Genomic DNA, 24,244 nt, shown 5'->3' on the forward strand with positions numbered 1-24,244 from the left:
GCCGGCACCACCCCACTGTCGGGGTTACGGGCGGCCGGTTCGCCTGACGTGCATCGTCACGGTGGCGGGGTGGGCCAGGTAGGGCGTGTTCTCCTTCAGCCAGATGCCGGCGTGGTGGGTGCCGGGGGTGGTGGCGGTGAAGCCGACCGTGACGCGGACCCGCTCGCCCGGCTTCAGGGTCACCTTCTTCTGGTCAACGGTCAGCCAGGGGACGTCCTGCGGGGTGCAGGCTCCGTAGGTCGGGAGCATCTCGTTGCGGGTGACGGGCTGGAAACCCACACCGTTCGAGCCGCCGACCTTGGTGAGGCCGCAGGTGCTGCCGCCTCGGTAGACGACGTTGTTGGACGCCGGGAGCCTCGTCCACCGGTCGTCGTCGGGGTCGTAGGCGAAGGACTCGTTGGTCAGGGTGTCGTCGGCGGTGATGCCGCCGGAGATGATCAGCCTGTCGTACGAGCCCGTGTAGGCCATGCCCCACAGCTCGAAGGGCATGTCCGCCTTTCTCGTCCAGGTGTTGGCCTTCAGGTCGTACGCGTAGGTGGTCTTCCACGTGATTCCACCCCGGCGGATGCCGCCCGCGCAGTAGATCTGGCCCTTGAGGGGAGCGCACGCCAGGTGGGCCGTTGGCTCCGGGTAGTCGGCCAGGACCTCCCAGGTGTCGCTCGCCGGGTCGTAGCGGCGCACGGCGGTGTGGTCGCACGCGTTCGTGCAGCCGCCCACCAGGTAGAGCTTGCCGTCGTGAACGGTTCTGCCGGCCGCGGCGCCGATGACCGGGCCGTCGGCCAGGGTGCGCCAGGTGTTCGTCGACGGGTCGTAGGCGTAGGTGGTCTTGGTGGCCCGCATGTTCGAGCCCCACCCGCCGGACACGTAGAACTGGCCGTCGATGAACGCGCCCGACGGCGACTCCAACGGCTGGGGCAGGTCGGCGATCGGCTCCCAGTCCTGAGCACCGGGGCGCAGGACGTAGCCCTTCTCGGTGATGCGCTGACCGTCCACGCCACCGACGGAGTAGATCGCGCCGTCCAGGTCGCCGACCATGTTGTCCATGATCGAGATCGGGTAGGACGGGAGGTTGACCCACGGTGCGGACGGCGGGGCGTAGTGGTCACGCGACGCCGGTGCGGCCGGGGCCGTGCCGAGGGCCAGGGGCGAGAAGTCGCCCTTGACCCGGCGGACCGGGGCGCCCTGGGTGGAACCGGTCGCGGCCGGCGACGCCATGGTGACCGACCCGGTGCGCTCGCTGAACTCCACCGTCGCCGGGGCGGTGCCGGTGTTGGTGACGGTCAGCGTGCGTTCGGTCGACCTGCCCTGCGCCACCGTGGCACTCACGTCACGGACGGACAGGCGCCCGGCGGGCAGGGCGAAGTCGACCCAGTTCGCCTTGTGGGCGGACAGTCTCGGGGTCTCGGTCGCGGTCTGGTACTCGTCGTAGGTCGCGGTGTAGCGCTGGCGGCCCAGCTCCGTGGAGAACAGGGAGTAGAAGCCGTCGGCCACCGACGGGTCGTCCGGGGTCGCCTCGGTGACCGCCGACTCAGCCGGGCGGTCCACAGTGGACACCGTGGCGCCGTTGACGACCTGGCCGGTGTTCTTGTCGGTCACGTGACCGACGACCAGACCGCCGGACACCGGCAGGCACAGCCGGGTCCCGATCCGCACGTCGTCGACCTGCCACCAGTCGCTGGAGTGCTCGACGACGAAGTGGAACCGCACCCGCACCTTCTGCTGGTTGGCCGCCTTCGGCAGTTCGATCGTCTCCAGCTTCGGGCCGCGCACCCGCTCCGACTGTGCGAGCACGTTCTCCCAGCTCGCACCGTCGTCGTAGCTCACGTCGACCGACGCCACGTCGAACACGCCGTCGTCGTACTCCTGCCAGAAGCTCACCGCCGGCGCCGACTGGCCGGTCAGGTCGACCGCCGGGCTGACCAGCGTCGTGTCCTGGGTGTTCGGGTAGCCGTAGAACTCGCTGTCCATGATGGCGAAGCCGCCGTCGCTGCCCGTGCGGTTCGTCCGCTTGCCCGGGTCGTCGAAGCGCCACACCAGGCCGGTGCCCAGGTTGTCCAAGACCGTCCACCCGTCGGGCTGGCCGTTGTCGAACGTCTCCTGGAGGCCCTCGTGGCCGACGCGGTAGCCCGGCGCGGTGCAGCTGGCGACGTCGACCGACATCCGCACGTCACGACGCACGTCGCGGCGGCCGGTCGCCACCTCCTCGGTCACCGCCTGGTAGCCGTCGTAGCGTGATTCCACCTTCAGGACGTACTTTCCGTCAGCCGGAAGGGTGATGCGGTAGCTGCCGTCGCGGGGGTTGGTGTGGAAGACCCCGCCGGGCATGCCCGGCACGGTGATCTTCGCGTACAGCGGCCAGCCCTGGCCGGACCCGTCGAGGACCTTGCCGGACACCGTGACCGTCCGCAGCGCGCGCAGCGAGACGTCCACAGTGGACTCCTTGCCGGTGGCGACGGTGAACGTCCTGGTCTGGTCGGCGTACCCGAACGCGGTGACCGTCATCGTGTAGTCACCCACGCGCAGCGGCAGCGTCAGCGTGCCGTCCGGGCCGGTGACCCGCTCCCGGTCGTTCGGCCCGTCCAACGTGATCGTCGCACCGGCCACCGGACCGCCGTTGCCGGTGATCCTGGCCCGCAGCACCCCGGTCTCCCCCACCGGCGCGGTGTCCAGCAGCGCCAACGCGTCCAGCCGGCCCTCGCCGAAGACGTTGTTGTCCTCGTCGGTGCCACCGCACTCGTCGTTGGGCGTGTCCACGGCCGTGCCGTCGAGCATCTCGCGGGTGCCGGCGAGGTCACCGATCATCGACGGCGCCCCCGACCACAGCAGCGCGACCGTGCCGGCCACGTGCGGCGCGGCCATCGACGTCCCGTTGTAGGCGCCGTACTTGCTCCCCGGCAGCGCCGAACGCACGTTCACGCCGGGCGCGGAGATGTTCGGCTTGGTCTCGCCGTCCTGGCCGGTGCCACGGCTGGAGAAACCGGCGATGCGGTGGTTCTCGTCGTAGGCGCCGACCGAGTAGTTGATGATCCGGCTACCGGGGCTGCCGGCGGTCCTGCAGCCGGGCGCGTTGTTCCCGTTGGACCACACCGCGAAGATGCCCGACGCGGTCCACGCCGCCGACACGTCCTCCATGAACGGGTCGTTCGACGGGACCTGGGTGCCCCAGGAGTTGTTGATCACGTGCGGGCGCAGACCGGCGTCCGGGTTCTGCCCCGCGAGGTCGGTCGGCTCCAGCAGCCACTGCGCCGACCGGACCAGCGCCTCGTCGCTCGGGCAGCAGCCGTTGGCGGCGATCCACCGCACGCCGGGCGCGACACCGATGTGGTTGTCGGCGCCGTCGTCACCGGCCATGGTGCCCATGGTGTGCGTGCCGTGGCCGTTCCAGTCGCACGGCGCGGCCTCGGCGCACGCGCCGGCGGCGTCGAACCAGTTGTAGTTGTGGTCGAACGTGCCGTCGCCCTTGTTGCCCCGGTACTGGCCGACCAGCGCGGGGTGGTCGTACTGCACGCCGGTGTCGATGTTGGCGACCGTGATGCCGGCGCCGCGCACCCCGTACTGGGACCACACGTCGTCGGCGTTGATGTTGGCGATACCCCACTCGACGGCGTTGGCCGCGCGCACGGCGCTGCTCTCGTCCGGCGTCGGGAGCACGTACTGGGTCTCGGCGCGTACCGCGTCCACGTCGGGGCGCGCGGCGAGCGAGGTGGCCAGGTCCTCGGAGCCGGCGCGCACGTGGATGGCGTTGGTGGCCCAGAAAGCGGTGTAGTCGACGCCCGCGCTGTCGAGCTCGGCGCGCACGGCGGCCTGGCTCGCGGCGGCGGTGGCGCGCAGCTCGGCGGCGACGCGGGTGCCGCGCTGGGCCCAGTCCTCGGTCGCGGACGCGGCGGTCAGGTCGGCCCGCGCCTCGAGGCGGACCCAGAAGTCGGTGTCACCGGAGGTCTTCAGCTCCCGAGCCAGCGACGGCTCGATCTTGGCGGCGGTCTGCGGCGGGGTGGGGGCGGTCGGGGGCGCCGCGCTGGCGGAGCTGACACCGGCGGCCAGCATGATCACGGCGAGGCTGCCGCCGACCACGTGCAGAACTCTTCGTCTGTCCCGGCTCTGACGGGCAATGGCTCTCATGCGCCGACGGTATGTCGCTCGACCGAGGGAAACCGGGGCAGAGTCTGATCACTTTCCGGGCACCTGCCGGGCAGTCCGGCGGATGTCGTCCAGATGCCGGACAACGTCTTGACACGCACGTTCACCAAACCGGAGGATGTCGTCCAACGTTGGGAGAACATGGATGGACGTCGAGCCGGTGCTCGAGTTGCTCGGCCTGTCGAAGACCGAGGCGAAGGTCTACCGGTGCCTGCTCGGCGAGTCACCGATGCCGGCCGCGACGATCGCCGACCGGACGAGGACCTCACGCAGCAGCGTCTACACGGTGCTGCGTTCGCTGGCCGACAAGGGCCTGATCGAGGCGGGCGCCGGGTACAGCAGCCGCTACCACGCCGCGCCGCCCCACCAGGCGCTGCCGGCACTGCTCGAACGGGAACGGGCCGAGCTGCGGGCGCGGGAGGAGCACGTCGACCAGGTCCTGCCGGAGCTGACCGCACTGTTCGACACCGGCGCGGCCGAGGACCAGGAGATCCTGGAGCTGCTGCGCACCCCCAAGGTCGTCGGCGAGCGCTTCGACCGCCTGCAGTCCGAGGCCAGGCACACGATCGACGTCGTCATGCGCGGCCCGGTGCAGATCGGCGGCCGCAACGAGGAGGAACTGGCCGCGATGCGCCGGGGCGTGCGCACGCGGGCCATCTACGACCGCAGCGCGCTGACCGACCCGTCGGTGCGCGCCCATCTGGACGAGTGGACGGCGGAGGGCGAACAGGCCAGGTGGTACACCGGTGACCTGCCGATGAAGTTCGCGGTGTTCGACTCGCACACGGTGCTGATGCCGCTGGTGTCGCCGAGCGTGCAGGGCGTCGCCGCGATCGTCGTGCGGCACGGCGAACTGGCGGCCGGTCTGGAGTTCCTCTTCGCCACCCTGTGGGCAAGCGCGGAGCCGATGGACACCTACCGGCCGGAGGACCCATGAGCGGCAGTGCCAGACCCGACGAGTTACCCGCCCCGTCGGTGGTCCTGTGCATCAGCGACACACCGGAGGAACGCTCCCGCCTGGCCGCCCTGTTCGACGGCGCCGGCGTCCTGGTCATGGCCGCCGACGCCACCGGCGCCCGCGCCTTCCTCGACCACCTCCGCGACACCACCCCCGTCGACGAGGACCCACCCCGCGAGGTCGTCCGAGTCGGCGCCCTGCGCCTGGACCCCCACCACCACGAGGCGACCTGGCACCACCGCCAACTGCGCCTCACCCCGCACGAACTGAAGGTCCTGTGCTGCCTGGCCGCCCAGCCCGGACGCCTGCGCACCTACCGCCAACTGCACGACCACGCCTGGGACCAGGCCTACTTCACCGGCCCGGCCGCGGTCCAGTCGGTGATCAAACGACTCCGCGCCAAACTGCGGCAGTGGGACCTCCCGCTGCGCATCGACACCGCCCGCGGCCTCGGCTTCCGCCTCACCCGGGGCAACGACCTGCACCTGGTCCCCGCGCGCTAGCGCCCTCCCGCCGGCCCCTACGGGGACGGCGCACCTGATGTCGCTCCGCAGAGCCACAGGACACTGTTCGCGAGGGCCTTGGCGGCATCGGCGCGGGTCATGTGTCCTGAGTGGACAGCGCCGCCGGCGGTGTGGCCGATCGCGACGACGGCGGCGGCGAGCCAGGACACCGGCTGGTCGTTGGTGAACTCGCCGCAGCGCTGCCCCCGGTCGAGGATGCGTTCCAGGTGGACGGTCACCGGCTGGTGGCGGACGCGGTCGGCGTCCTGGTCGGGCAGTGGTGTGACGGTGGCCAGCAGCGCCGAGTACGGCTGGGTGGTGCGCCAGCTGACGTCGAGCAGGCGCAGCAGGGCCTGCGCGGCGGGCCCTTCGTCCAGCCGTGCGGCGTCCATCGCGGCGGCGGCGTCGGCGGCGATCGCGTCAACCACGGCGCTGATCAGCAGTTCCCGGGTACGGAAGTGCGCGTAGACCGTCTGGCGGCTCAGGTTGGCCGCGGCGGCGACATCCTCCATGTTCGCGTTCGGACGTTCGGCGAGGACCTGCTTGGCGGAGCCAAGGATCGCCTCGACGCTGCGGGTGGCGTCGGTACGCCGTCGCCGTCGCCGGGGCTCCGTTATCTCGGACACATTGTCAAGGTTAGCTCACGCACTTATGTTTGACAGCATGTCAGAGATAATGACGCGACGGGGACTGCTGGTGGCAGGAGCCGTACTGGCGACGACCGCGGCCGTACCGGCGAGCAGGACGGCCGCGGCGACCACCATGACCGCGCTGACCGGGGTGAACGTCGTGGACGTCACCGGCGGTCCGACCCGGCGGGGCGTGACCGTGCTGATCGACGGCGAGCGGATCGTCGCGGTGGGCAGAGTGGCGATCCCGTCCTCGGCGACGGTCCTCGACCTGCACGGGAAGTACGTGATCCCGGGGCTGTGCGACGCGCACGTGCACAGCCTCCCCATCGAGGCGGTCACCCCGCCGCTGTACCTGGCCAACGGCATCACCACGGTCCGCGAGATGTCCGGCTCACCACTGGCCCACGAGTGGCGCGACCGGGTCCGGCGCGGCGCGTTGCTCGGGCCGAGGTCGGTCATCGCCAGCCGGATCATCGACGGGGTCACCGGGTCGCCCGAGTCGGCCGTCATCGTGGAGACCGAGGCACAGGCCGAAGCGGCGGTCCGCGACGCCGTTCGGGAGGGCGCCGACCTGGTCAAGGTGTACTCGAACCTGCCGGCCGACCTGTACCGGGTGATCGCCGGCGAGGCCCGCCGGCTGCGGATCCCGTTCGCCGGGCACCTGCCGGACCGGGTTCCGCTCACCGACGCGAGCACGGCCGGTCAGCGCAGCGTCGAACACCTCTACGGCACCTGGTACGCCACCTCGACACGCGAGCGCGAACTGCGGGCGCGGATCGCCGACGGTGCCCTCGGCACGGACCTGCTCACCTGGATGCGCGAGACCCACCGCCTGGAATGGGCCGCGTTCACCAGCCACAGCCCGACGAAGGCGGCGACCGTCCTGTCCGGACTGGCCCGCCGGGGCACCGCGGTCGTGCCGACCCTGTCGGTGTACCGGGTGCTCGACCGCCCCGACGACGTCGACCTGACCGACGACCGGCTCCGGTACGTCCCGAAGTCCGTCGTGGAGGGTTGGCGGTGGGCGCTGGAGAACATCGTCAAGGCCGGCCGCACCCCACGGGAAACCGCCCAGCGGCACGCCATGCTCGACCACCGGCTGGCGTTCGTCGGCGAACTGGCCCGGGCCGGCGTCCCGGTCGTCGCCGGGACCGACGGCGGCGACCTGCCGTTCGTCCTGCCGGCGTTCGGGCTGCACGAGGAGTTGGCGCTGCTCGTGCTGGCCGGGCTCTCCCCGCTGCGCGCGCTGGCGTCGGCCACCGTCGAATCCGCGCGGCTGCTCGACCTCGACCGCGACCTGGGCACCGTCGCGCCCGGCAAACTCGCCGACCTCGTCGTCCTGGACGCCGACCCGCTGACCGACATCCGCCACACCACCCGCGTCCACACGGTGCTGGCCGGCGGCCGCGTCCTGTCCCCCGCCGACCGCGCCGCCCTGCTCGCCGCCGTCGCCGCGCACTGACCCGAGGAGAACCGTTGCCCACCCGACTGGTGACCGCGCTCGCCCTGCTGTCCACCGGCCTGCTCGCCGGCGCGTTCGGCTACGGCGCCGTCAACATCGCCACCACCTTCCACGCCGTCCCGCTCGACGTGCGGCTGACCTTCCACTCCGCGCTCATGCGGATGAACGGCCCGGTCATGCAGACCACCATGGCCACCGCCGCGCTGAGCACCGTCGCGCTCGCCGTCCTGACCAGGGGCCGGCGGCGCTGGCTGGTCGGCGCGGCCGGGGCCCTGGCCATCGCCTCGTTCCTGGTCACCCGGCTGGGCAACGTGCCGATCAACGGCCGGATCAAGGTCTGGGCGGTCGAGGGTCCGCCGGCCGACCACGCCGAGATCCTCAGTCGCTGGGACGCCTTCAACATCACCCGTACGCTCACCGCGCTGGCCGCGTTCGCCCTGGTCATCGGGGCCGCGACGGGCGCGGCGCACGTTCGCCGGGCGATTGGGGATGCCGGGCGCGCCGGTTGCCAGGACACTCGGATGACCGACCAACGGGGAGGACGGCGATGGGTGAGTGGACCGGGGACCAACTGACCGGCATCGGCCAGGCCGAGGAACTGCGGATCGCCACGCGGCGGGCTGACGGGTCGTTGCGGGCGGAGCGGACCATCTGGGTCGTGCCCTACGACGGGGGCCTGTACGTGCGGTCGGTGAACGGGCCCGGCGCCGGGTGGTACCGGGGAACCCGCCACGGCACGGGGCATGTCACCGCCGGTGGGGTCGACAGTGACGTGGCCTTCGTCGACACCGTGGACAACACCGGGCTCAACGACGCCCTGGACGACGTCTACCGCGACAAGTACCGGCGCTACGCCGACGACATCGTCGGCAGCGTGACCACACCACTGGCCCGCTCGACCACGCTGCGCCTGGTCCGCGCCTAGGTCTGGGCGTAGAAGCCCGTCAGGTCGGCGGTCATCTGGCCGACGATCCGTTCGTCGACGAACGTCATGTGACCCGACTCGTACCAGCTCACGCGGACGTTGCGGCGCAACGACTCCGACAGGTACAGGTGCGCGATGTCGAACTCGGCGGCGAAGAACGGCGTCGCCAGGTCGTACACCCCGCCCATCAGGTACACGCCCAGCGCCGGGTTGCGGCGCAGGGCGGCCGACAGGTCCAGCGACACGTTCGGCACCTGTAGCGGCGCGTCGATCCCCGGCGCCTTGTGCCGCCAGTCCCACGCCGGGGCGATCGTCATGTTGTGCAGGTGCCGGTAGTGCAGGTCGGTGCGGTAGCCGAGGTCGGCCGCCAGGTGGGTGTGGAACCCGGACAGGTGCGCGCTGTTCACCCCGGCCGTGGCCGCGTCGTCGGTGGCCGGGTCGAACGAGCCGGTGCCGATGACGTACTGGTGGTCGGCGGCGAAGCGGGTGTCGAAGCGGCCGATCAGCCGGCCCTCGGCCGCCAGCAGCTCGCGGCGGAACTCCTCCATCTCCACCCGCAGGCGCCGGCGCAGCAGGTAGTCCGCCGGCAGGCCGATGAACTCCGACAGGCGGCCGGCCACCTCGGCCTCCCGCCGCGCCGGCAGCGTGTCGCCGCGTTGCAGCGCGCTGGCGTAGTCGCCCTGGGCGAACTCGCGGGCCTCGCGCAGCACCTCGGCCAGCGGCTGGCCGGTGGTGGCCGACCGGCCGTGGTGGTGCGCGGTGGCCGCCAGGGTCGGCAGCAGGTTGACGTAGCTCTGGTCCACCCCCGGCTGGTTGGTCGCCCAGTTCAGCAGGGTCGAGAGCAGCACCACGCCGTTGAAGTCCACCCCCAGGTTCTGCAGGCGGTGGACGAGCGCGGCGGCCCGGGTGGTGCCGTAGGACTCGCCGAACAGGTACCTCGGCCGGTGCCACGAGTCGGTGACCGTCAGGTAGCGCAGGATCGCCCTGGTGAACGCCTCGACGTCCTGGTCGACGCCCCACACCTCGTCGGGGCGGCCGTCGCCGGCCAGGCGGGAGTAGCCGGTGCCGACGGCGTCGATGAACACCAGGTCGCTGACGGCCAGCAGGCTGTGCGGGTTGTCGGCGAACTCGTAGGGCGCGGGCGGGGTCGCCAGCGGTGTCCTGGTCGGCACCCGTCGGGGGCCGAAGCCGCCGATGTTGAGCCACAGGCTGGCCGAGCCCGGCCCGCCGTTGAACGCGAACGTCAGCGGCCGGGGCGCCGCGCCCGGCTCGGCGACCGCCCGGTACGCCAGGTAGAACACGTCGGCCAGCGGGCTGTGGTCGTCGCGGCGGATGCGGACGGTGCCGGCGTCGGCGTGGTAACGCAGCGTGGTGCCGGCCAGTTCCAGGGTGTGCGTGGTGCGCACGCTGCGCTCCACCTCGGCCGGGTCGGTCTCGGTCACGGTGTCGGTCCTTCCAGGTGACGCAGGGCCAGGGCGGCGAGGGCGGCCGCCTGGTCGGCGAGCACCGAGTCGTCGAAGCTGGCCGTCGGGCTGTGGTTGGACACCTGCGGCGCCGTGGGCGGGGTGGCCCGCAGGAAGAAGTACACCCCGGGCACCCTGGCGAGCACGTGCGAGAAGTCCTCGCCGCCCATCACCGCCTCGGGGGTGACCCGCACCCGGTCCTCGCCGAACCGCGCGCGCAGCACGTCGAGGACCTCGGTGGCCAGGTGCTCGTCGTTGGTGGTCGGCGGGCAGACCAGGTCGAGGTCGACCTCGGCGGTGCAGCCGTGGGCGGCGGCGATCGACTCGACCAGCGGCGGGATCTCCGCCCGCACGCGCGCCAGCGACTCGGCCGACAGTACCCGGACGCTGCCGCCGAAGCCGGCCTGCTCGGCGATGATGTTGAGCGCCGGGCCGCCGGCCGACAGCGCCGTGACGGTCAGCACCACCGGGTCGAACACGCTGAACCGGCGGGTGACGAAGGTGTGCAGGGCGTCCACGGCGGCGGTCACGGCCGGCACCGGGTTGCGGGCCTGGTGCGGTTCGCTGGCGTGCCCGCCCTGGCCGCGCACGCTCACCCGCAGTTCCAGCGCGCCGGCCATCAGCGGGCCGGGCCGGGTGGAGAACACGCCGCGCTCCCCCGGCACGACGTGCACCGCGTAGGCGGCGTCGGGCAGGCGGCCGGCGGCGTCCAGCACGCCCTCCTCGATCATCAGCGCCGCGCCCTGGCCGGTTTCCTCGCCGGGCTGGAACATGAACACGACCGAGCCGTGCAGGTCGGCGCGGCGGGCGGCGAGCAGGTGCGCGGCGCCGACCAGGCCGGCGGTGTGCAGGTCGTGGCCGCAGGCGTGCATGGCGCCGTTGGTCGACGCGTAGGGCAGGCCGGTCTCCTCACGCAGCGGCAGGGCGTCCATGTCGCCGCGCAGCAGCACCACCGGCCCGGGGTGGGCGCCGCGCAGCACGGCGACCACCGAGCTGAGACCCTCACCGAGGGTGATCTCCAGGTCGAGCGGGGCCAGCGCGTCCAGCACCCGGCGCTGGGTCGCCGGCAGGTCGAGCCCGATCTCCGGCTCAGCGTGAATGGCTCTGCGCAGCTCAACCAGATCTGTCACGGTTCGTCCCTTGTCAGTACGTCGGTGCCGGCGTTGTCCAGGCTGGGGACGGCGCCGACGAGGGTGGCGGTGTACTCGTGTCGGGGGGCGTGCACGATCTCGTCGCTGGGGCCCTCCTCGACGATGCGGCCGTGGTGCATCACCGCGATCCGGTCGGCCAGGTAGCGGACCACGGCGAGGTTGTGGCTGATGAACAGCATCGACAGGCCGAGTTCGGCGCGCAGGTCGCGCAGCAGGTTGAGCACCGAGCCCTGCACGGAGGCGTCCAGCGCGGAGGTGATCTCGTCGGCGACGATCACCTTCGGCTTGACCGCCAGACACCGGGCGATCGCCACCCGCTGGCGCATGCCGCCGGAGAGCTGACGCGGATACGCCTGGGCGACGGTGGCCTTGAGCCGCACCAGGTCGAGCAGTTCGCGGGCGCCGGCCCGGCGGGCGGCGGCGTCCTGCTCCTCGCGGGCGGCCAGCGCCTCCTCGATGGTCTCGCCGACGGTCATCCTCGGGTTCAGCGACGAGTACGGGTCCTGGAAGATCATCTGGATCAGCCGGGCCCGCTCCCGCGCCGGCAGCCGCCGGCCGGTGACGTCGCGACCGTCGACGGTCACCGTCCCCGCGCTGGGCCGGCGCAGGCCGGCGACCACGCGGGCGATGGTCGACTTGCCCGAGCCGGACTCGCCGACCAGGCCCAGCACCCCGCCGGACTCGACCCGCAGGTTCACGCCGTCGACGGCGACCAGCGCCCCGGCGCCCCGGCCGAACCGCACGGTCAGATCGGTGACGTCCAGGGCACTCACGACCTCACCACCTCCCGGTCCTGTGGATGCCAGCAGGCGACCCGGCCGCCGTGGCGGTGGCCGGTCAGCTCCGGGACCTCGGCGCGGCACCGGTCGGTGGCCAGCGCGCAGCGGGCGGCGAACCCGCAGCCAGGCGCCGGGTCGGCCGGGTCGGGCGGCTCACCGGGGATGGTGGCCAGCGGGGCGTCGCGGTCGCTGTCCAGGTCGGGCAGGGCGGCGACCAGCGCACGCGTGTAGGGGTGGGCCAGCCGCGCCGGGTCGCGCAGCGCGTCGACCGGCACGTCCTCCACGACCCGGCCGGCGTACATCACCAGCACGCGCTGGCACAGCTCGCCGAGCACGGCGATGTCGTGCGAGGACACCAGTACGGCGGCCCCGGTGCGGTCGCACTCGCGGCGCAGCAGGCGCATCACCCGCCGCGCCACGGTGACGTCCAGGGCGGTCGTCGGCTCGTCGGCGATGATCAGCGACGGCCGGCCGATCTGGGACATGGCGATCAGCGCGCGCTGGCGCATGCCGCCGGACAGCTCGTGCGGGAACTGGCCGGCGCGCCGCGCGGGGTCGGGGATGGCGACCGCGTCCAGCGCGGCGACGGCGTCCCGGTTGGCCTGCCGACGCGCGACGCCACGCTGGGTGCGTGGCACCTCGGCCAGCTGCGCGCCGACCCGCATCGCCGGGTTGAGCGCGGTCAGCGAGTCCTGGAACACCACGCCGACCCCGGTCAGCGCGCCGCGCAGCGCCCGGCCGCGCAGCAGGGTCAGGTCCTCGTCGCCGAAGCGCAGCGTGCGGGCGGCGACCTCGGCTCCGGGGGCGCTGAGCTGGGCGATGGCCATCATGGTCACCGACTTGCCACTGCCGGACTCGCCGGCGACGCCGACGATCTCACCGGCCCGGATGGTCAGCGACACGTCGCGCACCGGTCGCACCCAGCCGTGCTCGCCGGGGAAGGCGACCGACAGGCCGTCGACCTCCAGCAGGGTGTCCGGTGTGGACGGTTGGCCGCCGTCAGGTCCGGAGCCGGGTCCGGGGCCGGGGGCCGGGCCGCGCCGGCCGCCGGTGTGGCCGTGGTCCTGGCCGCGCAGGTGCCCGGCCAGGGACTCGCCCAGCGCCCCGAAGGCCACCCCGGCCAGCACGACCGCCACCGCCGGGCCGATCACCGCGGTCGGCGAGTTGTACACCTGGGCGAAGCCGTCCTTGAGCAGCCGGCCCCAGTCGTAGTCCGGGGGCTGCACGCCGACGCCCAGGAAGCTCAGGCTCGACAGCGCCAGCAGCCCGCCGCCGATCGAGATCGTCACGTTCACGATCACCGGCTCGGCGATGTTGGGCAGCACGTAGCGGGTGAACTGGCGCCGCCGCGACACCCCGAGCATCCGCGCGGCCGCCAGGTACTCCGAGCCACCCACCCGCGAGGCCAGCGTCTGGGCCAGCCGGGCGAACGACGGGGTCATGGTCAGCACCAGCGCCAGCACCGCCGTCGTCGTCCCGGCGCCCAGCAGGATCGCGACCAGCATCGCCAGCAGCAGCACCGGGAACGCCAGCCAGGTGTTGATCACCGCGCCGAACGTCCGCTGCACCCGCCCGCCCAGCACCGCCGGCAGCCCGCCGACCAGCACCCCGGCCACGGCCGCGAGCAGCGTGGCGAGCACCGCGAGGCCCAGCGAGAGCCGGGTGGCGACCAGCGTGCGCAGCAGCAGGTCGCGGCCGAGGTTGTCGGTGCCGAGCAGGTGCTCGGCGCTGGGGCCCTGGAGCAGTTCGGTCGGCCGGGCGGTGAGCGCCTCCTCGCCCCACAGGATCGGCGCGACCACCGCCAGGATCCCGAACAGGCACACCAGCACCAGCGAGGCGATCGTCATCGGCGCCCTGAACAGACGCGCGCGGGCGGTCATCCGGTCTCCAGCAGGGTGGTGCGGCGGTCGAGCAGCGCCAGGACCAGGTCCACCAGCAGGTTGACCACCAGCACGATCGCCGCGTAGACGAGCGCCAGGCCCTGCACGATGCCGTAGTCCTTGGTGACGATCGCCTGGACGAAGGCGGTGCCCATGCCGGGCCAGTTGAAGACCTGCTCGACCAGCACACTGCTGGTGATCATGGTCGCCAGCAGTGTGCCGCCGATGGTCAGCGTCCCGGTGAGCATGTTGGGCAGCGCGTGGCGCAGGTAGACCCGCCACGGCGGGATCCGCTTGGCCCGCGCGGTGCGCACGTAGTCGTCGCGCAGGGTGTTCAGCGCCTCGATCCGCGCGATCCGCGACAGCCCGGCCGTGGCCGAGACCGCCAGCGCGATCACCGGCAGGACGTAGGAGTCCGGTCCGCCCTGCCCGGCGACCGGGAACACCGCGACGGTGATCGCGAACCCGATCACCAGCAGCACACCGAGCAGGTACTCGGGGATGGCGGCCAGGAACCCGGACACGCCGGTGAACGCCAGCTCCAGACCCCGGCGGCGGTGCCCCTGGGTGAACACCGCGACGCACAACCCGATCAGCACGGCGAACACCAGCGCCACGACGAACGCCAGCCCCGCCAGTTCCAGCGTCGGCATCAGCCGGTTGCCGACCAGGTCCGACACCGAGCGGCCGGTGACCAGCGAGGTGCCGAGGTCACCGTGGAGCAGGTCGCCGAGGTAGTTGACGTACTGCTCCAGGACCGGGTCGTCCAGCCCGAGCTGGGCCCGCCGCTCGTCGACCACGCTGGCCGGCGCGGTCGGGCCGAGCGCCGCGCGCACCGGGTCGCCGCCGGCCAGGCGCAGGACCCCGAAGGCGATGGTGACGATGACCAGCATCGCCACCACCACCCGCGTGGTGCGCCGGAGCAGGAACGACACCCAGGGGTTCATGCCCTCAGGAGTCCAGCTTCAGCGTGGCCGGCGCGAGGATCGTCTTCGACAGGTCGAACGCGACACCCTTGCCGTAGATGGTGGTCGTCGAGCTGGTGACCGGCAGCACCTCGAGGTCGGTGATCAGCGAGTCCTGGGCCTTGGTCCACGCCTGGCAGCTGTCCTTGCCGGCGTGGCCCTGGGCCTGCGCGGCCAGCGTGAAGTACTCCTCGTTGGTGTTGTAGGTCCAGTTGCCGCCGTCGGGCGGGAACTCGCCGGACAGGATGCCCTGCCAGTCGCTGGGCAGCGTGGTGTAGATCGGCGCCCAGACCAGGTCCCAGTCGCCGCCCTGGAAGATCACGTCGGTGTAGGCGGCGGCCGGTGTCGGCTCGCCGCGCACGCCGATCTCGCCGAGCTTCTGCTGGAGCAGCTCGATCGCCCCGGTCAGCCCGGCGCTCTCCTCCGAGGGGAACAGCACCTTGAGCAGCAGCGGCTTGCCGTCCTTGGCCCGCAGACCGTCCTTGCCGACCTTCCACCCGGCCTCGTCGAGCAGGGCCTTGGCCTTCTCGACGTCGAAGGAGGGCAGCGCGGCGGCGCTGTCCATGCCGGGGCAGAGCGTGTCGTAGCCGGGGACCAGGTTGGTCATCGGCTCGCCGTAGCCCTCGGAGGCGACGTTGCCGATCCCCTCGTAGTCCACGCCGGTGGCGATGGCCTGGCGCACCGCGAGGTCGTTGGTCGGCCGGCCGGGTGCCTGGTTGAAGAACAACAGACCGGGCCGCAGGTTCAGCGTGGTCGAGGTGGTGAAGTCGTCCTCGGTGAACCGGTCGCGCTCGATGCCGCTGATCGACGCCAGCTGCACCTCACCGGACTGGAGCATGTTGGCCCTGGTCGACAGGCTGGTGACGACCTTGGCGACCACGGACCGGGGGATCCCGTCGGACTGGGCGGTGATGCCGCCGGGGCCCCACGCGTAGTCCTCGCGCAGCGCGAAGTCGTAGCTCTGGCCGGGGTTGGCCTCGGTCAGCTCGTAGGGGCCGGTGCCGAAAGTCTTGGTGGCCAACGCTTCCGGGTCCTTCAGGCCGGCGGCGCAGACGATCGGCAGTGAGCCGATGGTGCGGTTGAGGAAGCTCTGCGGGGTGTCGACGGTGAAGGTGACGGTGCCGGCCGCGTCGTCGGGGGTGACGGTGAGGCCCTCGGCCGGGAAGTAGACGCCACGGTAGGGCGACCCGGTGTCCGGCGTCTGGGCGTAGGTGAACGTGGCGGCCACGTCGCTGGGGGTGAGCTTGGCGCCGTCGGCGCAGGTGATGTCCTTCTTGAGGGTGAACACCGCCTCGGTGGTGCTGACCTCCCACTTCTCGGCCAGCGCGCCGGTCTCCTCCTGGCCGGGCGGGAAGCTGAGCAGGGACTCGTAGCTGAACGCGGCGAGCGTCTCCCCGGCCTGGGTGGCGTTGGTGATCGGGTTGAGGCTGCCGGGGTCGGCCTCGATGGCGACGGTGACGCCGTCGCCGCCGGCCCCACCGGTGTCGTCGCCGGTCCTGGTCTCCCCCGAGCCGGAACACGCTGACGCGCTCAGCAGTGCCGCGCCCAGGGCGGCGAGCGCGACCGTGGTGCGCTTCATGGTTGTTCCTCCGAACGCGAAACCCGCCGCCACGGCGGGGTCAGGGTGGGTGGGACGTGTCCGGCTAGCGCGCCGGGAGCGCCGGGGCGCCCATGATCGTTTTGAGTTCCTGGAACTCCGCGATGCCGTGGCTGCCGCACTCGCGGCCGACCCCGGACTGCTTGACCCCGCCGAAGGGGGCGCCGACGTCCAGGCCGGCGCCGTTGAGGCCGACCGTGCCGGTGCGGATCCGTCTGGCGAAGGCCAGCGCCCGCTCGGGGTCGGCCGACCAGACGCCGCCGGACAGGCCGTAGTCGCTGTCGTTGGCCAGCGCCGCCGCCTCGTCCTCGGTGCGGTAGGCGGTGACCGCCAGCACCGGGCCGAAGACCTCCTCGCGGAACAGCCGCATCGCCGGGTCGACCCCGGTGAACACGGTCGGCGCGAGGTAGGCGCCCGACCCGAGGCCGGCCGGGGTCTCCGGTCCGCCGAGGACGAGCCGGGCGCCGTCGGCGAGCGCTGCCTGGATGTGGCCGCGCACCCGGTCGCGCTGCGGGTGGGAGGCGAGCGGGCCGAGCAGGGTGGACTCCAGCCGGGGGTCGGCGGGGGCCCAGGGGGCGAGCGCACCGGCGACCGCGTCCAGCCAGTCGTCCTCGGTGCCGGCGGGCACCAGCAGCCTGGTCAGCGCGGCGCAGGTCTGGCCGGTGTTGGCGAAGCAGGCACCGACGAGTTGCGGCGCGGCGGTCGTCAGGTCGGTGTCGGGCAGCATCACCGCCGCCGACTTGCCGCCCAGTTCCAGCGACACCCGCTTGATCGCCGCACCGGCCAGCGCGCCGATCCGCCCGCCGACGGCCCGGGACCCGGTGAACGACACCAGGTCCACGTCCGGGTGGGCGACCAGCGGCTCGCCGACGTCGGGGCCGGTGCCGAACACGACGTTCACCACGCCGGCCGGCAGGCCGGCGCCGGCGAGGAGGTCGGCCAGTGCCACGGCGTTGAGTGGGGCGACCTCGCTGGGCTTGAGCACGACCGTGCAGCCGGCCAGCAGCGCGGCGCCGAGCTTGAGCACGATCTGGTGCAGCGGGAAGTTCCACGGCGTGATGGCCGCGACCACCCCGGCCGGCTCGGCGACGACCCGCGAGCGGGACACCTGCGTCTCCGGTTCGCCGGCTTCGGCCGCGGCGATCAGCGCGTCCAGGTCGGCCAGGGCCACCCCGACCTGGGCCTGCCTGGCGAAGGTGATCGGGGCGCCCATCTCGGCGGTGAGCACCCGGGCGAGCGCGTCGCGTTCCCGGGCGATGCCCTCGCGGATCGCCCGCACGAGCGCGATCCGGGTGTCGAGCGGGCGCGCGGCCCAGCCGGGGAACGCGGCGCGGGCGGCGGCGACCGCGCGGTCCACGACCGCCGCGTCCCCGGCGGCGACCGCGCCGGCCGGCTCGCCGGTGGACGGGTCGGTGACGGTCAGCGCACCGGTTCCGGGAACCCAGTCCCCGTCGAGGAAGTGCCCGCGGGTCACGGTCGGTCCTGTTCGGAGAGCAGGTGGGCGCCGGGCGGGACCGGCACCGGCTGGGGCAGGCCCTCGTGGATCAGGTGCCACGGCGAGGGGAACTCGCCGACCGGGACCTCGACGAGGATCGGCTCGTTGGCGGCGACGGCCTCGCGCAGCACACCGCGCAGGGCCCGCGGGTTCCAGGCGCGGTCGAAGCCGACGCCGAACGCCCCGGCCAGCGCCTGGTAGTCCGGGTTGGTCAGGTCGCTGGCGAAGTACCGTGCGCCGTAACGGTTCTTCTGGATGCGCCGGACGTTGCCGTAGTGGCCGTCGTTGAACACGACGGTGACCAGGCCGAGGTCGAAGCGCCGCGCGGTGGACAGTTCCTGCATGGTCCAGGAGAACCCGCCGTCGCCGCTGACCGAGATGACCGCGCGGTCGGGGTCGGCGGCCTTGACGCCCAGCGCGGTGGCGAAGCCGTAGCCGAGCGTGCCCTGGTAGCCGGGGCCGATGTACCCGTGGGGGTGGTAGGTCGGGAAGCACATGCTCGCCGCGTAGCCGACCTGGGTGAACTCGCTGACGAACACCCCGTCGTCGGGTAACGCGTCGCGGATGGCGGCCAGGTACTCGCGCTGCGGCCCGATGTCGGCCAGCGAGCGCGCCAGCCAGTCGCGGACCGTGGTGAACTCCTCGGTGCGGTCCTCGCGGGCCGGGCGGCCGACGGCGGCGGCGAGCGCGGCCAGGCTCAGGCCGGCGTCGCCGTGCACGGTGGCGGCCGGGGTGCGCGGGCCGGTCAGGTCCGCCGGCTCGGCGTTGACCAGGGCGATCCGGGCGCCGCCGACGTCGAGTGGGGTGCCGAAGGTGGTCAGGAAGCGGGTGCCGACGCCCAGGACGAGGTCGGCGTCCTCGCGGAAGGCCCGCAGGGCCAGGGCGTCGAAGGCGAGCCGGTGCCGGGCGTCGATGGCGCCCCGGCCGTTCTCGCTGACCACGACGGGGGCCTCCAGGGCCTCGGCCAGGTCGACCAGCGCGGTGCTGGCCCCCGTGCTCGATGACGCGGCGAGCACTCCGCCGCCGACGAGGATGAGTGGCCGGCGCGCGCCGGCCAGCAGGGCGGCGACGCGCTCCACCTCGGCCTGGTCGGGCACGACCGGTGACCCGGCCACCACCGACGGGATCGGCACGTCGGCGGTGGCCGCGAGCACGTCGGGCGGCAGTTCGAGGGCGACCGGGCGGGGGCGTCCGCCGTGCAGTTCGGCGAACGCCCTGGCGACCAGGTCGGGGATCTCGGCGGCGGTGCGCGCGGTGCCGGTCCACTTGGTGAGCCGGCGCAGCATGCCGGTCTGGTCGGGGATCTCGTGCAGCGCGCCGGTGCCCTTGCCGATGAGCCGGGAGTCGATCTGGCCGGCGAGCAGCAGGACGCGGGAGTTGGTGGCGTAGGCGGTCGCCAGGCCGGACAGGGCGTTGAGCACGCCGGGGCCGGGCACGACCATGGCCACGCCGGGGCGGCCGGTGCTCCTGGCGTACCCGTCGGCCATGTAGGTGGTGGCCTGCTCGTTGCGCGCGCAGAGGAACCGGACGCGGTCGGCCGCCGAGTACAGCGCGTCGGCGGCCTCGTCGAGCTGGACCCCGGGGATGCCGAAGATCGTGTCGACGCCCTGGCCGATCAGGGACCTGACCAGGAGCCGGCCACCGGTGTCTGCTGAGTTCACTGCGAAGCGCCCTTCCACGGATTGCGTAATCACTATAATGGTTTATGTGTATTGGGCAAGGGGTGGTTGGCGCGTGGTTCGCCGGCCGATCTCCCTAGGATGGGGCCCTGCCAGCGGAGGAGGAGAGTCCATGACCGGCTCGACGCGGCGATTCGGCCGGCACCACGCGGGACGGTCGGCGGCCGACGGCATCGTGCTGGAGGTGGAGGCCCGGATCCGGGACGAGAACCTCCCCGCCGGACACCGCATCGGCACCAAGCTGGAGCTGTGCGAGGAGTTCGGTGTCGCACCGGCCACGCTCAGCGAGGCACTGCGGGTGCTGCGCGCCCGCGGCATCGTCGACGTGCGCCCCGGCCCCGGCGGCGGCACGTTCGTCGCCGACCAGTCGCCGCTGATCCGCCTGGCCCAGACCGTGCTGTCGCTGCGCGACACCGGCGCCACCGTCAACGAGGTGCTCGGTGTGCTCGACGCCCTGGACGAGGCGGTCATCCGCGACGCCGCGATCCACCGCCGGGCCAGCGACCTGCGCGACCTGGACGCGCTGATGAAGAAGCTGGCGAAGGTGTGGCACGACCCGGCGCAGGGCATCCGCTGCAACTGGCAGCTGCACCGGCGCATCGCCGAGATCACGCCGAACGTCGTGCTGCGGGCCTTCTACCAGAACATGGTCGACTACATCGAACTGGAGCGCCAGACCTCCACAGTGGACCCCCAGGTGCCGACCTTCCTGTCCACCAGCGAGGAACGCCTGCGCATCCACTACGACATCGTCGAGGCGATCCGCTCCCAGGACGAGCGGGCGGTGCGCGCGGTGGTGCTGGCCCACCGGTCCAACTGAGCCGGTCACGCGCCGGTCACCGCGCGCCGACGTGGGAGAGCGCCAGGGCCGCGAGCGCGGCGGCCCCGTCGGCCAGCACCGCGTCGTCGAACACCGCGCGCGGTGAGTGGTTGAACTCGGCGGTGTCCGGGTCGAGGCCGGGCGGGGTCGCGCCGAGCAGCAGGAACGCGCCCGGCACCCGCTCCAGGACGTAGCTGAAGTCCTCCGAGGCCATCAGCGGGTGGTCGCGGCGCACCGCGCGGTCGGCCCCGAACAGCTCACCGAGCACCGCCAGCGACCGCCGCGCGAGGTCGTCGTCGTTGACCGTGACCGGGTAGCCGACCCGCAGGTCGATCTCCGCCGTGCACCGGTGCGCGGCCGCGATCCCGCCGACCAGCCCGGGAAGTTCGGCACGCAGCACGTCGATCGAGTCCCTGGCGACGGTGCGCACGGTGGCCCGCAGGGTCGCGGTGTCGTTGATGATGTTGGACGCCTGCCCGGCGGAGAGCACGGTCACCGAGATGACGACCGGCGCGCGCGGCGGGAACCGGTGGGCCGCGAGGTCCTGCAACGCCAGGATGATCTGGGCCAGCGCCGGCACCGGATCGACGGCCTGCTGGGGTGTGGACCCGTGCCCGCCCCGGCCCCGGACGGTGATCTCCAGGACGCTGGCGCCGGCCATGACGGCTCCCGGCCGGGTGGTGAACGTGCCCGCCGGCCCGGGGACGACGTGCAGGCCGTAGGCGGCGACCGGGTGCTCGCCGGTGACCTCCAGCAGGCCCTCGTCGAGCATGTGGACCGCGCCGCCGCCGGACTCCTCCCCCGGCTGGAACATCACCACGACCGAGCCGGCGATCCGGTCGCGCCGGTCCGCGAGCAGGCGGGTGGCGCCGACGAGCCCGGCGACGTGCAGGTCGTGCCCGCAGGCGTGCATCGCACCGTTGTCGGCGGCGTAGGGCAGCCCGGTCAGCTCGGTGATCGGCAGCGCGTCCATGTCGGCCCGCAGCAGCACCGTCGGGCCCGGCCGCGCGCCCCGCACGACACCGACGACCGAGGACAGGCCGCGCCCGGTGCCCAGCTCGACGCCATGCCCGGCCAGGGCCTCCAGCACCACCCGCTGGGTGCGCGGCAGGTCGAGCCCCAGCTCGGGGTGGCGGTGCAGCTCCCGCCGCAACGCCACCAGCTCGGGCGCCAGGGCGGCGGCGCGCGTACGCAGGTCCATCAACGGGTCCTTTCCGGTAGCCGAGAGCGGATCGCGGCCAGGTCGACCCCGGCCAGGCCCCGCCGGGGATCGGTCGGCACGACCAGGCCGCCGGTGGCGTCCGGCGGGATGACCAGCGGGTCGTCGATCCAGACCCAGGGCAGGGCGGCGGCGTAGACGCGGATGGCGGCGAGCTTGTCGAACTGGACCGGCAGCGTCGGCCACGGCCGCGACGGCAGGTCCAGCGCCGTGGCGAACGCGGTGTGGGCGTTGTGACCCCACTCGGAGATCCACACGACGTCGGTGAACGACGCCAGGGTGGCCAGCTGGCGGGCGGTGGTCTCGGGGACCGCGACCTCCCTGGCCCACCAGCCCCAGGCCGACACCCGGATCGTGCGCACCGGCACGGCCGGGGCGTCGTCGAGGTGGATGACGCCGGCGAGGCCGAGGAAGGCGATCGGGCGGGTGCCGGAGGTCGCCGCCGGGGTGTAGGCCATCAGTCGTCCAGGAAGTTGCCGCCGGTGATGGCGACAACCACGTCCCGGTCGTCGAACACCAGGCCCGGTGGGTCACCGCCGTCGGCGACCCGACTGATCTGCTTGGCCATCATCCGGCGCAGCATCGCCACCCCCTGGTCGGTGGTGGTCAGGTGGTCGTCGCCGTGCAGGGTCACGGTCCCCTGGCTCTTCTGGGCCTCGTAGTCGCCGGGCATCCGCTGGTGCTCGGCGTCGGTCAGCTCCGCCCACGGCTTGCCGTCGTGGGTGGAACGCAGCCTGCGCAGGTAGTCCGGGTCGGTGGCCCTGGCGAGGGTAAAGATGTGGAACGACTCGTCGTCGCGCGGCACCACCCAGCCGAGGATGTCGGTGCGGCCGGCGGCCAGCCGAGGGCTGGCGACCACCCGCAGGTTGGGGAACATCACCTCGGTGACCCGGCGCAGCCTGCGGCCGTCGTCGAGGGTCCGCAGCTGGGTGGAGCGCACGCCCCGGTCGGTGTACTCGAACCTCACCTCCGGCATCAGGGCCATCTCCCTGACGAACTGGAAGCCGCTGAACCGGGCGTGCAGGATCGGCACGTGGAACGGGTCGAGCACGTTCTCCCAGTGCTGCAACCAGTTGAAGTCCAACAGCTTCGGCCCGCCGCCGCCGACCCCGGAGTCGTCGGCGATCAGCAGCTCACCCTCACCGAGGTCCTCCAGCACGTCGTAGCGCGGCAGCAGCGGTTTGCGCTCGGGGTCGCCGAGGTAGGCCCAGACGAACCCGTAGCGCTCCTGGACCGGGTACCAGGGCTGGCGGATCCGGTCGCGGTGCGGCCCACCCTCGGGTTCGCACGGCTGCTCCAGGCAGTGACCGGACGGGTCGAACACCCAGCCGTGGTAGCAGCAGCGGATGCCCTCGTCCTCGACGCCGCCGTAGAACAGCGACGCGCCCCGGTGCGCGCAGCGCGGGTAGAGCAGGCCGGGGGTGCCCGAGCGGGTGCGGAACAGGATCAGCTCCTCGCCGAGCACCAGCAGCCGGCGGGGCGTGGTGGTGGCGTCGGCCGACAGCGCGACCGGCTGCCAGTAGCGGCGCAGCACCTCCCCGTAGGGGGTGCCCCGGCCGACCCCGGTGAGGTCCCGGTTCGGTTGCCCGGGGCGGAAACCGTAGGCGGTGTCGGTGTCTGTCACGGTCCGACCTCCTCAGATGTCGAGTACCAGTTGGGGGGAGGTGGCGCGGGAGACGCAGATCATCAGCGTCTCGCCGGCCTCGCGTTCGTCGGGGCTCAGGATCGAGTCGCGGTGCTCGACGACGCCGTCCAGGACGCGGGTCTCGCAGGTGCCGCACACGCCCTCGCGGCACGAGCTGACCACCGGCAGGCCGGCCTCCTCGGCGCAGGCCAGGATCGAGCGGCCCGGTTCGACGACCAGCGTGCGCCCGGACCGCCCGCACTCCACGACGAACGAGCCGTCGACCCGGTCGGCCGGCACGGCCAGCGGCTGGAACCGTTCCATGTGGAGTGTTCCCTTGGGCCAGCCGGCGCGTAGCGACTCCAGCTCGTCGAGCATCGGGCGCGGGCCGCAGGCGTAGACGGCGGTGCCCTCGGCGACCTCGCCGATCCAGGCGGCCAGGTCGGCCCGACGGTCCTGTTCGGACACGAACAGTTCGGCGCCGGCGAGCAGCGGGTCGGCGGTGAACGCCATCCCGGCCGCGCGCCGGCCGAGGTAGGCCAGCCGCCAGCGGGCGCCGGCCCTGGTCAGTGCCCGGACCATCGGCAGGATCGGCGTGATGCCGATGCCGCCGGCGACCAGGACGTACTCGCGGGCGGGGACCAGCGCGAAGGTGTTGACCGGCCCGCGTGCGGTGACCACGTCCCCGGGCCGCAGCCGCTCGTGGACGAACCGGGAGCCGCCGCGCCCGCCGCGTTCCCGCAGCACCGCGACCCGCCAGCAGGACCGGTCGGCGGGGTCCGAGCACAGGGAGTACTGGCGCTCGACGCCGCCGGTCAGGACGAGGTCGACGTGGGCTCCCGGGGTCCATTCCGGCAGGTCGGCGCCGGTGGGATCGACCAGGCCGACCGAGAGCACGTCGTCGGCCTCCAGCCTGATGTCACGGACCAGCAGCTCCACCGACGGCCTCCACGCC

Annotated in this window: 20 protein-coding genes; 6 read left to right on the forward strand and 14 right to left on the reverse strand. The window is 73.0% G+C overall.

What is annotated here, in order from left to right; all coding sequences use genetic code 11:
- Positions 1-24 precede the first annotated feature (24 nt).
- On the reverse strand, positions 25-4,119 hold the full coding sequence (locus BLA60_RS35135; protein WP_084735739.1) for a S8 family serine peptidase: 4,095 nt from the start codon (positions 4,117-4,119) through the stop codon (positions 25-27).
- Positions 4,120-4,282: 163 nt separating this feature from the next.
- Between BLA60_RS35135 and BLA60_RS35140 the strand changes: the two genes are divergently transcribed.
- Both BLA60_RS35140 and BLA60_RS35145 read left to right on the forward strand, forming a co-directional pair.
- Positions 4,283-5,074 carry a TrmB family transcriptional regulator gene (locus tag BLA60_RS35140; protein ID WP_075137377.1) on the forward strand — a complete coding sequence of 264 codons (792 nt, stop codon included), beginning with the start codon at positions 4,283-4,285 and terminating at the stop codon, positions 5,072-5,074.
- Positions 5,071-5,598 (forward strand): winged helix-turn-helix domain-containing protein, encoded by a 528-nt coding sequence (locus BLA60_RS35145; protein ID WP_075137378.1) that lies wholly within the window; start codon positions 5,071-5,073, stop codon positions 5,596-5,598. Before BLA60_RS35140 ends, BLA60_RS35145 begins: the two co-directional genes overlap by 4 nt.
- Positions 5,599-5,615: 17 nt before the next feature.
- Here the strand turns inward: BLA60_RS35145 and BLA60_RS35150 are convergent, their stop codons facing one another.
- The gene (locus tag BLA60_RS35150) at positions 5,616-6,224 is read right to left on the reverse strand and encodes a TetR/AcrR family transcriptional regulator (RefSeq protein ID WP_084735770.1); all 609 of its coding nucleotides are present in this window, start codon (positions 6,222-6,224) and stop codon (positions 5,616-5,618) included.
- Positions 6,225-6,261: 37 nt separating this feature from the next.
- Between BLA60_RS35150 and BLA60_RS35155 the strand changes: the two genes are divergently transcribed.
- Genes BLA60_RS35155 through BLA60_RS35165 form a run of 3 tightly spaced genes read left to right on the forward strand, consistent with a single transcriptional unit; the run spans position 6,262 to position 8,617 of the window.
- Complete coding sequence (locus tag BLA60_RS35155; RefSeq protein ID WP_162293058.1) at positions 6,262-7,692, forward strand: amidohydrolase family protein; 1,431 nt, start codon at positions 6,262-6,264, stop codon at positions 7,690-7,692.
- A gap of 14 nt (positions 7,693-7,706) precedes the next feature.
- On the forward strand, positions 7,707-8,267 hold the full coding sequence (locus BLA60_RS35160) for an anthrone oxygenase family protein (protein WP_084735746.1): 561 nt from the start codon (positions 7,707-7,709) through the stop codon (positions 8,265-8,267).
- Entirely contained in the window at positions 8,240-8,617 is a 378-nt protein-coding gene (locus tag BLA60_RS35165; RefSeq protein ID WP_075137380.1) for a DUF2255 family protein, read from the forward strand. The genes BLA60_RS35160 and BLA60_RS35165 overlap by 28 nt, the downstream gene beginning before the upstream one ends.
- Here the strand turns inward: BLA60_RS35165 and BLA60_RS35170 are convergent.
- The 8 genes from BLA60_RS35170 to BLA60_RS35205 all read right to left on the reverse strand — a co-directional run bounded on the left by BLA60_RS35170 (position 8,614) and on the right by BLA60_RS35205 (position 19,608).
- Positions 8,614-10,059, reverse strand: a complete 1,446-nt coding sequence (locus BLA60_RS35170) for a S10 family peptidase (RefSeq protein ID WP_075137381.1) — start codon at positions 10,057-10,059, stop codon at positions 8,614-8,616. The two genes, BLA60_RS35165 and BLA60_RS35170, sit on opposite strands and share 4 nt — an antisense overlap.
- Positions 10,056-11,210 carry a M20 metallopeptidase family protein gene (locus BLA60_RS35175; RefSeq protein WP_075137382.1) on the reverse strand — a complete coding sequence of 385 codons (1,155 nt, stop codon included), beginning with the start codon at positions 11,208-11,210 and terminating at the stop codon, positions 10,056-10,058. The genes BLA60_RS35170 and BLA60_RS35175 overlap by 4 nt, the downstream gene beginning before the upstream one ends.
- Positions 11,207-12,004 carry an ABC transporter ATP-binding protein gene (locus tag BLA60_RS35180; protein WP_211288953.1) on the reverse strand — a complete coding sequence of 266 codons (798 nt, stop codon included), beginning with the start codon at positions 12,002-12,004 and terminating at the stop codon, positions 11,207-11,209. Before BLA60_RS35180 ends, BLA60_RS35175 begins: the two co-directional genes overlap by 4 nt.
- Positions 12,001-13,890 (reverse strand): dipeptide/oligopeptide/nickel ABC transporter permease/ATP-binding protein, encoded by a 1,890-nt coding sequence (locus BLA60_RS35185; RefSeq protein ID WP_075137383.1) that lies wholly within the window; start codon positions 13,888-13,890, stop codon positions 12,001-12,003. The genes BLA60_RS35180 and BLA60_RS35185 overlap by 4 nt, the downstream gene beginning before the upstream one ends.
- On the reverse strand, positions 13,887-14,837 hold the full coding sequence (locus BLA60_RS35190) for an ABC transporter permease (RefSeq protein WP_075137384.1): 951 nt from the start codon (positions 14,835-14,837) through the stop codon (positions 13,887-13,889). The genes BLA60_RS35185 and BLA60_RS35190 overlap by 4 nt, the downstream gene beginning before the upstream one ends.
- Positions 14,838-14,841: 4 nt before the next feature.
- Positions 14,842-16,434, reverse strand: coding sequence for an ABC transporter substrate-binding protein (locus tag BLA60_RS35195; protein ID WP_075137385.1), 1,593 nt, complete (start codon positions 16,432-16,434; stop codon positions 14,842-14,844).
- A gap of 64 nt (positions 16,435-16,498) precedes the next feature.
- Positions 16,499-17,926, reverse strand: coding sequence for an aldehyde dehydrogenase family protein (locus BLA60_RS35200; RefSeq protein WP_075137386.1), 1,428 nt, complete (start codon positions 17,924-17,926; stop codon positions 16,499-16,501).
- Entirely contained in the window at positions 17,923-19,608 is a 1,686-nt protein-coding gene (locus BLA60_RS35205; RefSeq protein WP_075137387.1) for a thiamine pyrophosphate-dependent enzyme, read from the reverse strand. The genes BLA60_RS35200 and BLA60_RS35205 overlap by 4 nt, the downstream gene beginning before the upstream one ends.
- A gap of 130 nt (positions 19,609-19,738) precedes the next feature.
- Here BLA60_RS35205 and BLA60_RS43875 point away from each other — a divergent pair, with 130 nt between their 5' ends.
- Entirely contained in the window at positions 19,739-20,446 is a 708-nt protein-coding gene (locus BLA60_RS43875) for a FadR/GntR family transcriptional regulator (protein ID WP_075137388.1), read from the forward strand.
- A gap of 16 nt (positions 20,447-20,462) precedes the next feature.
- On the opposite strand, the gene BLA60_RS35215 is transcribed toward BLA60_RS43875, so the two are convergent.
- Genes BLA60_RS35215 through BLA60_RS35230 form a run of 4 tightly spaced genes read right to left on the reverse strand, consistent with a single transcriptional unit; the run spans position 20,463 to position 24,228 of the window.
- A complete protein-coding gene (locus tag BLA60_RS35215; protein WP_075137389.1) occupies positions 20,463-21,647 on the reverse strand; it encodes a M20 metallopeptidase family protein in 1,185 nt (394 codons plus the stop codon).
- A complete protein-coding gene (locus BLA60_RS35220) occupies positions 21,647-22,123 on the reverse strand; it encodes a hypothetical protein (RefSeq protein ID WP_075137390.1) in 477 nt (158 codons plus the stop codon). The genes BLA60_RS35215 and BLA60_RS35220 overlap by 1 nt, the downstream gene beginning before the upstream one ends.
- Positions 22,123-23,289, reverse strand: a complete 1,167-nt coding sequence (locus BLA60_RS35225; RefSeq protein ID WP_075137391.1) for an aromatic ring-hydroxylating dioxygenase subunit alpha — start codon at positions 23,287-23,289, stop codon at positions 22,123-22,125. The genes BLA60_RS35220 and BLA60_RS35225 overlap by 1 nt, the downstream gene beginning before the upstream one ends.
- A 12-nt stretch (positions 23,290-23,301) precedes the next feature.
- On the reverse strand, positions 23,302-24,228 hold the full coding sequence (locus BLA60_RS35230) for a PDR/VanB family oxidoreductase (RefSeq protein WP_075137392.1): 927 nt from the start codon (positions 24,226-24,228) through the stop codon (positions 23,302-23,304).
- Between the last annotated feature and the right edge of the window lie 16 nt (positions 24,229-24,244).

This window comes from Actinophytocola xinjiangensis (assembly GCF_001921215.1).
GTDB classification, from domain to species: domain Bacteria; phylum Actinomycetota; class Actinomycetes; order Mycobacteriales; family Pseudonocardiaceae; genus Actinophytocola; species Actinophytocola xinjiangensis.

What these genes read in the sequence shown, in the direction of transcription:
- BLA60_RS35145 (WP_075137378.1), top strand. Translation starts at nt 5,071, where the DNA reads ATGAGCGGCAGTGCCAGACCCGACGAGTTACCCGCCCCGTCGGTGGTC.
- BLA60_RS35155 (WP_162293058.1), top strand. Translation starts at nt 6,262, where the DNA reads ATGTCAGAGATAATGACGCGACGGGGACTGCTGGTGGCAGGAGCCGTA.
- BLA60_RS35140 (WP_075137377.1), top strand. Translation starts at nt 4,283, where the DNA reads ATGGACGTCGAGCCGGTGCTCGAGTTGCTCGGCCTGTCGAAGACCGAG.
- BLA60_RS43875 (WP_075137388.1), top strand. Translation starts at nt 19,739, where the DNA reads ATGACCGGCTCGACGCGGCGATTCGGCCGGCACCACGCGGGACGGTCG.
- BLA60_RS35215 (WP_075137389.1), bottom strand. Translation starts at nt 21,647, where the DNA reads ATGGACCTGCGTACGCGCGCCGCCGCCCTGGCGCCCGAGCTGGTGGCG.
- BLA60_RS35135 (WP_084735739.1), bottom strand. Translation starts at nt 4,119, where the DNA reads ATGAGAGCCATTGCCCGTCAGAGCCGGGACAGACGAAGAGTTCTGCAC.
- BLA60_RS35165 (WP_075137380.1), top strand. Translation starts at nt 8,240, where the DNA reads ATGGGTGAGTGGACCGGGGACCAACTGACCGGCATCGGCCAGGCCGAG.
- BLA60_RS35185 (WP_075137383.1), bottom strand. Translation starts at nt 13,890, where the DNA reads ATGACCGCCCGCGCGCGTCTGTTCAGGGCGCCGATGACGATCGCCTCG.
- BLA60_RS35220 (WP_075137390.1), bottom strand. Translation starts at nt 22,123, where the DNA reads ATGGCCTACACCCCGGCGGCGACCTCCGGCACCCGCCCGATCGCCTTC.
- BLA60_RS35190 (WP_075137384.1), bottom strand. Translation starts at nt 14,837, where the DNA reads ATGAACCCCTGGGTGTCGTTCCTGCTCCGGCGCACCACGCGGGTGGTG.
- BLA60_RS35195 (WP_075137385.1), bottom strand. Translation starts at nt 16,434, where the DNA reads ATGAAGCGCACCACGGTCGCGCTCGCCGCCCTGGGCGCGGCACTGCTG.